This window comes from Shinella curvata (genome assembly GCF_022899935.1).
In the GTDB taxonomy this organism is placed as follows: domain Bacteria; phylum Pseudomonadota; class Alphaproteobacteria; order Rhizobiales; family Rhizobiaceae; genus Shinella; species Shinella curvata.
This window is the reverse complement of record NZ_JALJCJ010000002.1, coordinates 662,838-674,567: the sequence shown is the minus strand read 5'-3', so window position 1 is coordinate 674,567 and position 11,730 is coordinate 662,838. Positions and strand designations below refer to the sequence as shown.

Annotated in this window: 10 protein-coding genes; 2 read left to right on the top strand and 8 right to left on the bottom strand. The window is 65.0% G+C overall.

Annotated features, from left to right (window positions below; translation table 11 throughout):
- The first annotated feature begins 11 nt into the window (after positions 1 to 11).
- Complete coding sequence (locus MUU55_RS09330; RefSeq protein WP_244760497.1) at positions 12 to 752, top strand: SDR family NAD(P)-dependent oxidoreductase; 741 nt, start codon at positions 12 to 14, stop codon at positions 750 to 752.
- A gap of 215 nt (positions 753 to 967) precedes the next feature.
- On the opposite strand, the gene MUU55_RS09325 is transcribed toward MUU55_RS09330, so the two are convergent.
- The 6 genes from MUU55_RS09325 to MUU55_RS09300 form a co-directional block, all read right to left on the bottom strand.
- Entirely contained in the window at positions 968 to 2,005 is a 1,038-nt protein-coding gene (locus MUU55_RS09325) for an HlyD family secretion protein (RefSeq protein ID WP_244760496.1), read from the bottom strand.
- A gap of 4 nt (positions 2,006 to 2,009) precedes the next feature.
- Positions 2,010 to 3,584: an MFS transporter gene (locus MUU55_RS09320; protein WP_244760906.1), complete on the bottom strand. Its 1,575-nt coding sequence runs from the start codon at positions 3,582 to 3,584 to the stop codon at positions 2,010 to 2,012.
- Positions 3,585 to 3,679: 95 nt separating this feature from the next.
- The gene (locus MUU55_RS09315) at positions 3,680 to 4,135 is read right to left on the bottom strand and encodes a MarR family winged helix-turn-helix transcriptional regulator (RefSeq protein ID WP_244760495.1); all 456 of its coding nucleotides are present in this window, start codon (positions 4,133 to 4,135) and stop codon (positions 3,680 to 3,682) included.
- 134 nt (positions 4,136 to 4,269) lie between these two features.
- Positions 4,270 to 5,121 (bottom strand): CDP-diacylglycerol--serine O-phosphatidyltransferase, encoded by an 852-nt coding sequence (gene pssA / locus MUU55_RS09310; protein ID WP_244760494.1) that lies wholly within the window; start codon positions 5,119 to 5,121, stop codon positions 4,270 to 4,272.
- 78 nt (positions 5,122 to 5,199) lie between these two features.
- The gene (locus MUU55_RS09305; RefSeq protein WP_244760493.1) at positions 5,200 to 5,898 is read right to left on the bottom strand and encodes a phosphatidylserine decarboxylase; all 699 of its coding nucleotides are present in this window, start codon (positions 5,896 to 5,898) and stop codon (positions 5,200 to 5,202) included.
- Positions 5,899 to 6,002: 104 nt separating this feature from the next.
- The gene (locus tag MUU55_RS09300; protein ID WP_244760492.1) at positions 6,003 to 6,512 is read right to left on the bottom strand and encodes a hypothetical protein; all 510 of its coding nucleotides are present in this window, start codon (positions 6,510 to 6,512) and stop codon (positions 6,003 to 6,005) included.
- Positions 6,513 to 6,655: 143 nt separating this feature from the next.
- Here MUU55_RS09300 and MUU55_RS09295 point away from each other — a divergent pair, with 143 nt between their 5' ends.
- Positions 6,656 to 7,306 carry a VOC family protein gene (locus MUU55_RS09295; protein WP_244760491.1) on the top strand — a complete coding sequence of 217 codons (651 nt, stop codon included), beginning with the start codon at positions 6,656 to 6,658 and terminating at the stop codon, positions 7,304 to 7,306.
- Here MUU55_RS09295 and MUU55_RS09290 read toward each other — a convergent pair whose 3' ends face one another.
- Positions 7,307 to 9,202: an ABCB family ABC transporter ATP-binding protein/permease gene (locus tag MUU55_RS09290; protein ID WP_244760490.1), complete on the bottom strand. Its 1,896-nt coding sequence runs from the start codon at positions 9,200 to 9,202 to the stop codon at positions 7,307 to 7,309.
- A 183-nt stretch (positions 9,203 to 9,385) separates the two neighbouring features.
- Entirely contained in the window at positions 9,386 to 11,728 is a 2,343-nt protein-coding gene (locus MUU55_RS09285) for a LysM peptidoglycan-binding domain-containing protein (RefSeq protein ID WP_244760489.1), read from the bottom strand.
- Positions 11,729 to 11,730 lie beyond the last annotated feature (2 nt).

The following is an 11,730-nucleotide window of genomic DNA, read 5'->3' as shown; positions in this document are numbered from 1 at the left end:
TTGAAGACATCATGAGCATCGACCTGAACGGCCGCATTGCGCTGGTCACCGGCGCATCGCGCGGTATCGGCTATTTCACTGCCCTCGAACTCGCCAAGGCCGGTGCGCATGTCATCGCCTGCGCCCGCACCGTCGGCGGCCTCGAAGAGCTGGACGATGCGATCAAGGCGGAAGGCGGCAGCGCGACGCTGGTGCCCTTCGATCTCGCCGACATGGCGGCGATCGACAAGCTCGGCGGTTCGATCTTCGAACGCTGGGGCAAGCTCGATATTCTCGTCGCCAATGCCGGCGTTCTCGGCATCATCTCGCCGATCGACCATGTCGAGGCAAAGGTGTTCGAGAAGGTCATGAACATCAACGTCACCGCGACGTGGCGGCTGATCCGTTCGGTGGCGCCGCTGCTCCTGAAGTCCGATGCCGGCCGCGCCGTCATCCTTTCCTCGAGCGCCGCCCACAAGTGCAAGCCCTTCTGGGGTCCCTACTCCGCCTCAAAGGCCGCCGTCGAAGCCATCGCCCGCACCTGGGCCGGCGAGACGCAGCGCACGGCGCTACGCATCACCTCCGTCGACCCCGGCGCCACCCGCACCGCCATGCGCGCCCAGGCCGTGCCGGGCGAAGATCCCTCGACGGTGCAGCATCCGTCCGAAGTGGCCAAGGCTCTGCTGCCGCTGGTCGCGACCGATTATACGGAAACGGGCAAGCTGTTCGACATGCGCCAGGGGCGTCTGGTGGATTACCGCCTGCCGGAGTGATTGTCGGCAGGTTTCACCTCATCGGGGTCAGTGCGCGCCGGGTGGATCCTCGGGTCAAGCCCGAGGAGGACGGAGAGGAGGAGATGCCTCCCGTTTCTCAAACCGCGCGGCACGCGGGACCATAACTTTTCCAACAGTGTTTTCTTCTGTCGTCATCCTCGGGCTTGACCCGAGGATCCACGCCGCACGATACAGCGCCGCTCAGGCCTTCCGCGTCACTTCCCCACCACCGTCGTGACCACCACCGAAAGCCCCGGCGCCAGATATTTCGACAGATCCTGCCCGTCATCGATGGCGATGCGCACCGGGATGCGCTGGGCGACCTTGGTGAAATTGCCGGTCGCGTTGTCGGGTTTGATCACGCTGAACTCCGAACCGGCCGCCGGCGAGAAGCGTTCGACATGGCCCTTCAGCGTTGCATGCTTGAAGGCATCGACGCGCACCTCCACCGCCTGCCCCGGCTTGATATAGGCGAGCTGCGTTTCCTTGAAATTGGCGATGACCCAGGTGTCGTGCGGCACGACGGCCATCAACTGGGTGCCGGCGGCGACATATTGGCCGAGCTTGACGCCAACCTCGCCGACCACGCCGTCGCGCGGCGCGGTGATGACCGTGTTGGAGAGATCGATCTTCGCCAGTTCGACCGAGGCCTCCGCCCCGGCGACAGCAGCGCGCAGGGAATCGCGGCTGACGATGATGGTCTGCAGGTTCTGCCGGGTGACTTCCAGATTGGCCTGCGCCTGCGAGACCGCGGCCTCGGCCTGATCCAGCGTGGTGCGGCTCTGCTCGCGGTCAGCCTGGGTGGCGATGCCCTTGTTGGAAAGCTCTTCCACGCGGTTCCAGCTCTCTTCCGCCCGGCGCTTGGCATAGGTGGCGCTGGCAAGGGCGGCCTCGCTGGCGCCGATGCTGGCCTTGGCGGCGTTCTCCTGCTGGGCGGAATTGGCGAGCGCTGCCTGCTGGCTGGCGAGCGTGGCCTTCGCCTGCTCGACCTTCTGGCGGTAGATGCGGTCGTCGAGACGCGCAAGCACGGCGCCAGCCTTGACGGTCTCGTAGTCCTTCACCGGGACATCGGTGACATAGCCGGCGAGCTGCGGGCTGATCAGGGTGACGTAGCCGCGCACATAGGCGTTGTCGGTCGTCTGCACCTCGCTGGAAAACGGCGGCAGCTGCCAAGCATAGGCGACGACGCCGATGCCGACCAGGCCGAGGACGACAGCAAGAGCGGTCGCGGTGTTGCGGATATACTGTTTCATGGCATCAACCTTCAACGGCCGCTTCACCGCTCACGCGGGCGCTGGCCTCTTTCATATGGACATAGATTCGGTGGGTGGCGAGCGCGACGGCGGAGGCGACCGCCAGCAGCGCGATGACGAAAAACGCATCGTTATGGGCGAGCACATTGGCCTCGCGCGTCACCTGCTGGCCGAGCAGCGAAACGCCCTCGGCCTTGAGAAGCGCCGGGTCGGTGATCACGCGACCATAGGCTGCAGAAAGCTGCGAGACGCGGGTGGCGACCAAGGGATCTGTGAGCGTCATGGCCTGGGCCAGAACGTTCGAATGGAATTTTTCGCGCAGCGTGATGAAGGATCCGAAGATCGCCGAGCCGGCCAGCCCCCCGAGGCTCTGCGTGACCAGGAAGACGACGATGAAGCTCAGGATATATTGCGGCCCCTTGCGCAGCGCCATGACGAAGCCGGACGCCATGGCGGGCGGCAGAAACAGGGCGCCGCCGACGGCGATCATCGCCTGGCTGAGATACATTTCATGCGGGCGCGTCAGGTTCGTCGCATGGCTGTCGAGAAAAGCGCCGACGCCAATCAACAGCAGGGCGACCATATGGATGGTCGGCTCACGGCCGGGCTTGATGATCGCCGCGCAGACCAGGCCGCCCACGAGCGTCGCCAGCGCGACGACGGTGTAGAGACCGACCAGCTGGTCGTTCTGCAGGCCCATGATCTGGAAGAAGTTGGCGGCAACGGCTGTCTGCTCGGCAAGCATCAGGCGGAACAGCAACAGGACGGCGGCGAAGTGCAGCACGTCGCGACTGACGAGCCAGCGAAGATCGATCAGCGGCCGTTCCCGGTTCAGCTCCAGAATGGCGGCAATGGTCAGGGACGCAATCATCAACACCAGCAATTCGCCGATCCACTGCGCTTCCAGCCACCAATAGGTGCGGCCGGTGACGAGGATGACGGCAGCCGTCCCGAAACCGATGGCGATGAAGAGATAGCTGACGATATCGAGCTTCTCGATGACCTTCGCGCGCGGCAGCGGCGTCAGCGGCAGGAGATAAATCGCCGCGAAGGCGAGCATGGAAAGGCCGACTTCGAGGATGAGCAATCCTCGCACATTGCCGAGCGCGATGAGCGGCGGCGAGATGATGCGCGTCAGCGGTGCGGCGAGCGCGATATTGGTAAGCGCCAACGAGAGGCCGATGGTCAGCTTGCGGGCCGGAGAAAAGGCTTCCAGCATGTAGAGGAAGCCGAGCGAGGACAGCGGTGCCGCCGCGATGCCGGCAAAGAAGCGCAGTACGAGCGCCGATTGCAGATCGGTGATGAAGACATGCAGCACCGTGACGACCAGGAACACGGCGATGCCGAGTTCGGCGAAGTGGCGCAGGCCATACTGGTTGCGGATCTTGATGAGCGCGATCGACAGCGAGGCATTCGGCGCCATATAGGCGGCCATCAGCCAGACGGCCTCCGCGCTGGTCGCGCCGAACGGCCCTTGCAGCTGGGGAATGTTGGCGGCGACGAGGTTCATGCCGAAGCCCTGCGTCAGGGCAAGCAGCGTGGAGGCGGCCATATAGGCCGCGGCACGAGCGGGCGGCATCGGAGGTGCTGCCGGCGGCGGGGCGGCCGGTACCGGCCCGATCGGCTCTTTTGCCTCGTCCTCCTCCCCGCGTGTTTCGGTGGCGGGGACGGTGCTCATGCCTCGACGCTCTCCCGACAGCTGCGGGCGATATTGTCCGCCATGGCCGAGAAGACCTTCACGGTCGTGTGCATGTCGGCGATGGTGATGCTGTTCAGCACATCGGCACGCAACGAACGAGCGAGATCCAGCACCTCCTTGGCCACCTGGGCGCCGTGCGGCGTCATGGCGATCTGCTTGGCGCGTCGGTCGCCCTCGACCGACTGGCGCTCGATAAAACCCTGCTTCTCCATGCCGTCGAGCAAGCGTACCAGCGTCGGCGTCTCGATATCCAGTTCCTCGGCCAGTTCCCGCTGGTTGAGCTGGGCGCCACGGCCGAGAATGAGCAGCGCGCGGGCGCGCGGCAGGGTCAGGCCCCTCTCCTTCACGCGCGCATCGAAGAGCGCGCGCATCTTGCGCTGAACGCGGGAGAGGTCGTCGAGCAGATGCTCGCGGGGATCATTAGCCGTCATCTTGGTAGCCCAAACATTATTAGCTTGCTATCTATTTGCTTGCTAGTTAGTCGACCTGCACCAAAAAATCAAGCCCTGCCACGGGATGTGGGCAGGGCTTTTGACGGGCTCACGCGGATGTGATGACGGTTGGCTTACTGACCTTCGTGCTCTTCCGGGAATTCGCTGGCGCCATTGGTCGTCGGCGCGGTCCAGCCGCCGTATTTGCGCTGCCAGGAGCGCGCACCGAACGGCAGGGTCGCGAGATAGCCGACGACGGTGATGACCATGGTCTCCCAGGTGAAGCTCATCAGCGTCGCGACATAGAGCACCACCAGCAGAATGATCGGCAGAACCAGATCGCGGCGCACCCGGCTGCCTTCCGACTTGCCCGACCAGACCGGCAGGCGGCTGACCAGCAGGAAGCCGATCAGCACCGTGTAGCCGGAGGCGAGATAGGCGAAGAGCGGCGTGGGCGCAAGCCCGAGGAAACCGACATAGACCGGCAGGAGCACCAGCATGGCACCTGCCGGCGCGGGTACGCCGACGAAATACTCCGATTGCCACTTCGCCTTGGTCTCGCGCTCGGCCATGACGTTGAAGCGCGCAAGGCGGAGACCGGCGGCGATGGCGTAGATCAGTGCCGCGATCCAGCCGAAGGAGCGCGCCTGATCGAGAATGAAGACATAGAGCACCAGCGCCGGTGCGACGCCGAAATTGACGATATCGGCAAGCGAGTCCATCTGGCCGCCGAATTTCGACGTGGCCTTCAGGAGGCGCGCGATGCGGCCGTCGATGCCATCGAGAAAGGCAGCCAGCAGTACCATGCCGACCGCCAGCTCGTAGCGGTTTTCAAAGGCGAGCCGGATGCCCGTCAGGCCGGCGCAAATGGCCAGAACCGTGATGACATTGGGGATGATCACGCGCAGCGGGATTTCGCGCAGGCGCGGGCCACGGGCTTCGTCGTTCGGGCCATTCGGCTCATAGGGCGGAAACGGTGTGTCCATCGCTTTTCGCTTCGTTCTCTCTCATCTGCAGCGGCCGTCTCAATCCGAGATAGGCCGCCGCTGCGAATGATCAATCGCTCAGCCGCGACGGCTGACGACCGGTCCCTTGGCCGAGCCGAATTCCGCCAGCACCGTCTCGCCGGCAATCGCCGTCTGGCCGAGGCTGACGCGCGGCTGCACGCCCTCGGGCAGGAAGACATCCAGGCGCGAGCCGAAACGGATGAGGCCGAAGCGCTCGCCGGCTTCAAGGCTGTCGTTCATGACGGTCCAGCACAGGATGCGGCGCGCCACGAGACCAGCGATCTGCACCACGCCGATCGAGCCATGGGCGCTTTCGATGACGAGGCCGTTGCGCTCGTTCTCCTGGCTCGCCTTGTCGAGATCGGCGTTGAGGAATTTGCCGGCGCGATAGGCGACGCGCGAGACGCGGCCGCGCATCGGCGCACGGTTCACATGGCAGTTGAAGACGTTCATGAAGACCGAGATGCGCAGCATCGGCTTGTCGCCGAGCTCCAGTTCGGCCGGCGGCGTCACCATGGCGATGGCAGAGACGCGGCCATCCGCCGGGCTGATGACGAGATCGTCATCCTGCGGTGTCAGCCTCTCGGGATCGCGGAAGAAATAGGCGCACCAGGCGGTGAGGACGAAGCCGATCCACATCAGCGGCTCCCACGCGGCTCCCAGCAGCAGGGAAACGACGAAGAAGCCGGCCACGAACTTCCAGCCCTCCCGATGGATCGGCACCAGGGTGCTGCGTATCGTATCGACCAAACTCATCTTCCGACATCTCCTGACAATTTCACGCCACCGACCTAGCGTGAAAACCCGCCGGGAGCAATGCGGCGTGGCGAATAGCCCCCAGCCGGCCCGCGCCCTGTGGCTCAATCCGGTGGCTGGGGTGAAGGTTCCGGCGTGGTAAAAGCCGCCTCGATCCGCGCCAGAAGTCGCTCGGCGGCGACACGCGTTTGCAGGCGGCGGGTCTCGAAACGGCGGCCATCGGGTGCCGCGAGCACCACGCTCCATGTCGGATCGCCGTCCATGGATTCGTGTTCGGCGACCACCAGACGCGAACCATCGCCTTGCGCAAAAACATCGCTTTGCAGCTTGCGGAACGGCTGCTTGCGCTCGATGACGATACGGCCCCGCCCGATCGTCCAGAGCGTCGACGGTCCCGTCAGCCCGGCCCAGGCAATGGGGCCACCGACCGACCAGGCGCCGAAGATGAGGAACAGGAAGAAAGGGCTGGCGAAATTGAAAGGCCACACGCCGCGGTACAGCTCATAGGTCGCGATCACGATGACGAAGAGGCCGGTCGCGAGGAAAAACAGCCGGAGTGCAGCCGACACCGGCACAGGATGCCTGAGAAGCCCATCTTCACCGATCGTGTCCATCCTTGACCTCCGAAGCCCTTCCCCTTTTAGCGACGTATTGACAAGGTTTGGTCAACGTCGGAAAGTTTCCTCGTTGCTGTAGGGCGCATCGGCGAGACCGAAGGGGCAATGCCCACCTACGACCGAAACCCGTAGCTGCGCCCATGTCCAATCTCGAAAACCTCAGGAAGCAGGCCAAGCAGATCCTGCACTGGCATCGCGAAGGCCACTATACCGTGGCCGCGACGATCCGCGCCGCCCTGCCCCGCCTCCGCTACCTGACCGACCGCGAGGTGCTGGCAGCATCGTTTTCGCTGGCCGATGCGCAGGCGGTCGTCGCCCGCCAGAACGGTTTTGAGGATTGGGCAGCGCTCAAAAAAGGAAGCCCTGCCATGCGTGACCCTGCCGCGACACCACCTGTCGAAGCACCCGTGCTCAGCGGCGCGGAGGCCGTGCTCTATGTCAGCGATTTTTCAGTCGCCCTTGCCTTCTACACGCAAAAACTCGGCTTTGCGGCCGATTTCGCCTATGGCGAACCGCCGTTCTTCGGCATCGTCACGCGGGATGCGGCGCGGCTCTGCCTGCGGCAGGTCGCAGCGCCGGTCTTTGTCGGCGACATCCGCGAGCGCGAAGAGCTTTTATCGGCTTCGATCACGCTCGACACGGCCGCCGGGCTGAAAAAGCTCTTTCTCGACTATCAGGCGGCCGGTGTGTCCTTCCATCTGCCTTTGAAGACGCAGCCGTGGGGGGCGCGCAACTTCATCCTGCGCGATCCCGACGGCAACCTGATCCTGTTCGCCAGCCCGGCCGACTGATCACTCCGCCGCCGGCGCACCACGAACGACGATGCCCAGCTCATCGCTCTCGCGGACCTGCTTGAGGCGTTCCTCGGCCTGGACGGCCTCCCGCTGACGGTTCCACATGGAGGCGTAGAGGCCGTCACCACGCTGCATGAGTTCGCCATGCGTGCCGCGCTCGGCGATCACACCGTCCTTGAGGACGATGATCTCGTCGGCCGAGATGACGGTCGACAGGCGGTGGGCGATGACGAGCGTCGTGCGGTTCTGCGAGACGACATCGAGTGCCGCCTGGATTTCCTGCTCCGTGCGGGTATCGAGCGCCGACGTCGCCTCGTCGAGGATGAGGATCGGCGGGCTCTTGAGGATCGTGCGGGCGATGGCCACACGCTGTTTCTCGCCGCCGGACAATTTCAGGCCCCGTTCGCCGACCATCGCCTTGAAGCCCTCGGGCAGGTGGCGGATGAAGGGGCCGATCTGCGCGGCCTCGGCTGCGGCGGAGACCTCCTCGTCGCTGGCGCCGGGACGGCCATAGCGGATGTTGTAGGCGATCGTGTCGTTGAACAGCACGGTATCCTGCGGCACCATGCCGATGACCTTGCGCAGGCTCTTCTGCGTGACGTCGCGAACATCCTGTCCGTCGATCGTTATCACGCCTTCCTGCACGTCGTAGAAACGATAGAGCAGCCGCGACAGCGTCGACTTTCCGGCGCCCGAGGGACCGACGACGGCGACCGTCTTGCCGGCCGGCACGTCGAAGGAGATACCCTTGAGGATTGGCCGCTTCGGATCATAGGCGAAGTGCACATCCTTGAAGGAGATCGCACCGTCGGCGACGATGAGATCCGTCGCGCCGGGCTTGTCCTGCACCTCCTCCTCGACTTCGAGGAGATCGAACATCTGCTCGATATCGGTGAGGCCCTGGCGGATTTCGCGATAGACGAAGCCGATGAAGTTGAGCGGAATCGCGAGCTGGATCAGCATCGCGTTGATGAAGACGAAATCGCCGACCGTCTGCGTGCCGGCCTGCACGGCAAACCCGGACATCACCATCATGATCGCCATGCCGACACCGAAGATCAGCGCCTGGCCGAAGTTCAGCCAGCCGAGCGAGGTCCAGACCTGGGTCGCGGCCTTCTCGTAGCGCTCCATCGACTGGTCGAAGCGACGCGCCTCCATCTCCTCGTTGCCGAAATACTTGACGGTCTCGAAGTTCAGGAGCGAGTCGATCGCCTTCGTATTGGCCTCGGTGTCGCTGTCGTTCATCGAGCGGCGGATGGAGATGCGCCAGTCGGATGCACGCACCGTGAACCAGATGTAGAGACAGACCGTGACGGCGGTGACGAGCAGGTATTGGAAGCCGTAGCCCATCCAGAAGACGACGGCCGTCAGCAGGAATTCAATGAAGGTCGGCACGCTGTTGAGGATCGTGAAGCGCACGATCGTCTCGATGCCCTTGGTGCCGCGCTCGATGACGCGCGACAGGCCGCCGGTGCGCCGCTCCAGATGGAAGCGCAGCGACAGGCGGTGCAGATGCACGAAGGTGCGGTAGGCGAGCTGGCGCACGGCATATTGCCCGACGCTGGCAAAGAGCGCGTCGCGCAGCTGGTTGAGGCCGGCCTGCAGGATGCGCGCGCCGTTATAGGCGAGCACCAGCATGGCGGCACCGGTGAGGAAGGCCGGCAGCAAGCCGACGGCATCGGCCTTGCCATTCAGCGCATCCGTCGCCCATTTGAAGAAGTAGGGCACGAGCAGCAGCACGATCTTGGCGATCAGCAGGAAGACCGTTGCCCAGACGACGCGCATTTTCAGGTCCGGCCGGTCGGAGGGCCACATATAGGGCCAGAGATTCACCAGGGTTGAAAAGGGATTGCTGCTGTCGGCCGAAACCGTCTTTTTCGTCGTCGTCGCCATGCGGCCTCCGCCCGGACCCGTCACGCCCCGGCTCTGTCATTGCTGGGCGCAAGCCGGACGGCAAACCGCCCCTGCCCTACACCCATGCTTGAAATGAAAATACGGCGCCCGTGATGGACGCCGTATTCCTGAGATAGGCCCTCGCCGGTCGCTTCGCAACCAGCAGAGGGAAATTGAGAAGGATCAATTGCCGCGAACGTGCTTGCGGTGCATTTCTTCCGCCTGTTCGTCCGTCTCAGCCGCCTTGTCCGGCACGCCGAACACCTGGCCGGGAATGATCCGGTCCGGATCGGTGATCTGGTCCTCGTTGGCGAGATAGATCGTCGTGTAACGCACACCCTTGCCATAGATGCGGCGCGAGATCTGCCACAGCGTGTCGCCGCGCCGGATGATGACCGAGGTCTTGCTGGCCTGCAGCGGTGCCTGCTCGACGGTCTCCGGCTCTCCGGCGGCAGCCTCGCCGGTGCTTGCGCCGGCCGTCGCACCATCCATGGACACACCGTTACCGGTAACGGTCTGTCCGTCACCCGATGCGGTTTCACTCGTGGCCGGAGCGCCGCCACCGGTGTCCGTGCCGGCAACGGCCTGGCCGCTATCGGCCGTACCGGTCTGCGCGGTGCCGGAAGCCGTCTCCGCGGTCGCGGGCGCCTGCAGCGAGGGCATGCCTTCCAGCGACGCAAGCGCCTGCTGGTAAGCCTCCTTGCCGGCGCCGGCCGGAACGGCGGCGAAGCGCTCGAGCGCGGTTGCGGCCCAGCCCTTGAGTTTGTCGATCGCAGCCTGAACATCCGTGGCTGCACCAGCGGGCGCGGTGAAGCCGGTAATGGCCTTCAGCGCACCCTCCAGCCCCGTGCGGGCCGTCTGTATTTCCGCCGTGGTCGCGTTGCGGCCATCGGAGAACAACGCCACGAACTGCTGCTGCAAGGCGGTCGCCTGGCCGGCCAGCGCCTCGATGGAGCTGTCGGCGGCAGCCGTCGCGGTTTCGACGACCGCAGCTGCCTTTTCGATGGCCGGTGCCAGGGCACCCGCGACCGCCGATTCAACAGAACCGAGGGCGGCGCCAACCGCCGTCGCATCAGACGGCAGTGCCTGCAGCGTGGCAAGTGCGGAGGCCGCAGCCTTGGAGGCCTTCTCGGCCATTTCGCGGGCCGCTTCGCCCTCTTCCGCACCCGGCTTGAACTCGGCAAGCGACTTCAGCGCGATTTCGGTCGCAGAACGTGCGGCAGCCAGTTCCTCGACGCTCGGCAGGCGACCATTCGCATAGAGGCCCTTGAGAAGCGCGACGGCCTTCTCAGCTTCGCCACGCAGCTTGTCGAAAGTGCCGCCGCCGATAAGGCCCAACGCCGGACCGGCACCGCCGGTGCCTGTTTCCTGTGCCACGACCGCGATCTGCTCGCCCTCCGGCCGGTCAAACGGCACGGACGCGCGGAACTCGACCTTGCTGCCGTCAGCGCTCATCACGTCGGCGCGGATCGTGTGGCGACCGACCGTCAGGTCCATCTTGCCATCGGCCACGTAGCGGCCCTGCTCGTCGGCCTTGGCTTCACCGACCAGCTTGTCATCGGCATAGAGCCGAACAAGCGCGCCGGGCTTCGCCGTACCGGCGACGAACATGTGGTCGCCTTCCAGCTCGACGGCAGAAACGCGGGCGAGGAGATTACCCCCACCATAGCCTACACCGCTCGCAGCAGAGGTCGTGGTGGCCTCGCCCAATGCGGAGGTGCCCTCGGCGGTCGCCTGAGCCGTCTCGGTCGCGGCAGGCTGCTCGCCCGTCGCTGCCGTACCGGTATCGGTTGCCTTGGCCGTTTCGGTCGCCGCTGCGGGTTCCACAGCCGGCTGCTCGATCGTCTTTTCCGCCGTGGTCTCGGCAGCGGCCTTTTCCTTCGTTTCCGGAACGGTGATCAGGCGGCTCGCCTCGCCGGGCTTGGAGACCATGGCAAGCAGTTCGCCGCTGGCATCCTTGGGCACGGAAACGGTCGCGACCTCTTCGGAAATCTTGCTGCCGCCCTTGTCGTCCTTGACGTTGAGGGTCAGCTGATAGTCGCCGGCAGCAAGCGGCTGGTCGAAGACGGCGGCGAAATCACCCGTGGGACCGATATCGGCCGTCGCGACGACCGTCTCGCCATTCTTGATTTCCAGCTTAGTGTTCGGCTGGCCACGGCCGGCGATCACGGTGGAGCCGTCGGGCTCGACACGCAGAAGATCGAAGGCGGGGGTAACCCAGCCGGCGGTCGCATCGGCGGGCGTCGTTTCGGCCGAGGCCGTTTCCTGCGTGGCGGTCGCCTCGGTGCTGGCAGCAGGCTGCTCGCCGGTGGCGGCCGCCGTGTCGCCGGCTTCGGTCGTGCTGCGCGCCTGCTTACCGTCGGCAGTCGTCGTCTCGCCGCCTCCGGCGGGCGTTTCGGCCAGCTTGGCGACCGGCGTTTCGACCGGCTTGTCCTTGTTCATATTGGGCAACACGAGGAAAACCATCAGCAGTGTCGCCACCGCCAGCACGATCAGGGCCACCAGGCCGGTCTTGTTCTTCATCATCC

Excerpts from the sequence above, each read along its gene's own strand:
- MUU55_RS09285 (WP_244760489.1), bottom strand. The coding sequence starts at position 11,728 with ATGATGAAGAACAAGACCGGCCTGGTGGCCCTGATCGTGCTGGCGGTG.
- MUU55_RS09325 (WP_244760496.1), bottom strand. The coding sequence starts at position 2,005 with ATGAAACAGTATATCCGCAACACCGCGACCGCTCTTGCTGTCGTCCTC.
- MUU55_RS09300 (WP_244760492.1), bottom strand. The coding sequence starts at position 6,512 with ATGGACACGATCGGTGAAGATGGGCTTCTCAGGCATCCTGTGCCGGTG.
- MUU55_RS09305 (WP_244760493.1), bottom strand. The coding sequence starts at position 5,898 with ATGAGTTTGGTCGATACGATACGCAGCACCCTGGTGCCGATCCATCGG.
- MUU55_RS09330 (WP_244760497.1), top strand. The coding sequence starts at position 12 with ATGAGCATCGACCTGAACGGCCGCATTGCGCTGGTCACCGGCGCATCG.
- MUU55_RS09290 (WP_244760490.1), bottom strand. The coding sequence starts at position 9,202 with ATGGCGACGACGACGAAAAAGACGGTTTCGGCCGACAGCAGCAATCCC.
- MUU55_RS09320 (WP_244760906.1), bottom strand. The coding sequence starts at position 3,584 with ATGCCGCCCGCTCGTGCCGCGGCCTATATGGCCGCCTCCACGCTGCTT.
- MUU55_RS09295 (WP_244760491.1), top strand. The coding sequence starts at position 6,656 with ATGTCCAATCTCGAAAACCTCAGGAAGCAGGCCAAGCAGATCCTGCAC.
- MUU55_RS09315 (WP_244760495.1), bottom strand. The coding sequence starts at position 4,135 with ATGACGGCTAATGATCCCCGCGAGCATCTGCTCGACGACCTCTCCCGC.
- pssA (WP_244760494.1), bottom strand. The coding sequence starts at position 5,121 with ATGGACACACCGTTTCCGCCCTATGAGCCGAATGGCCCGAACGACGAA.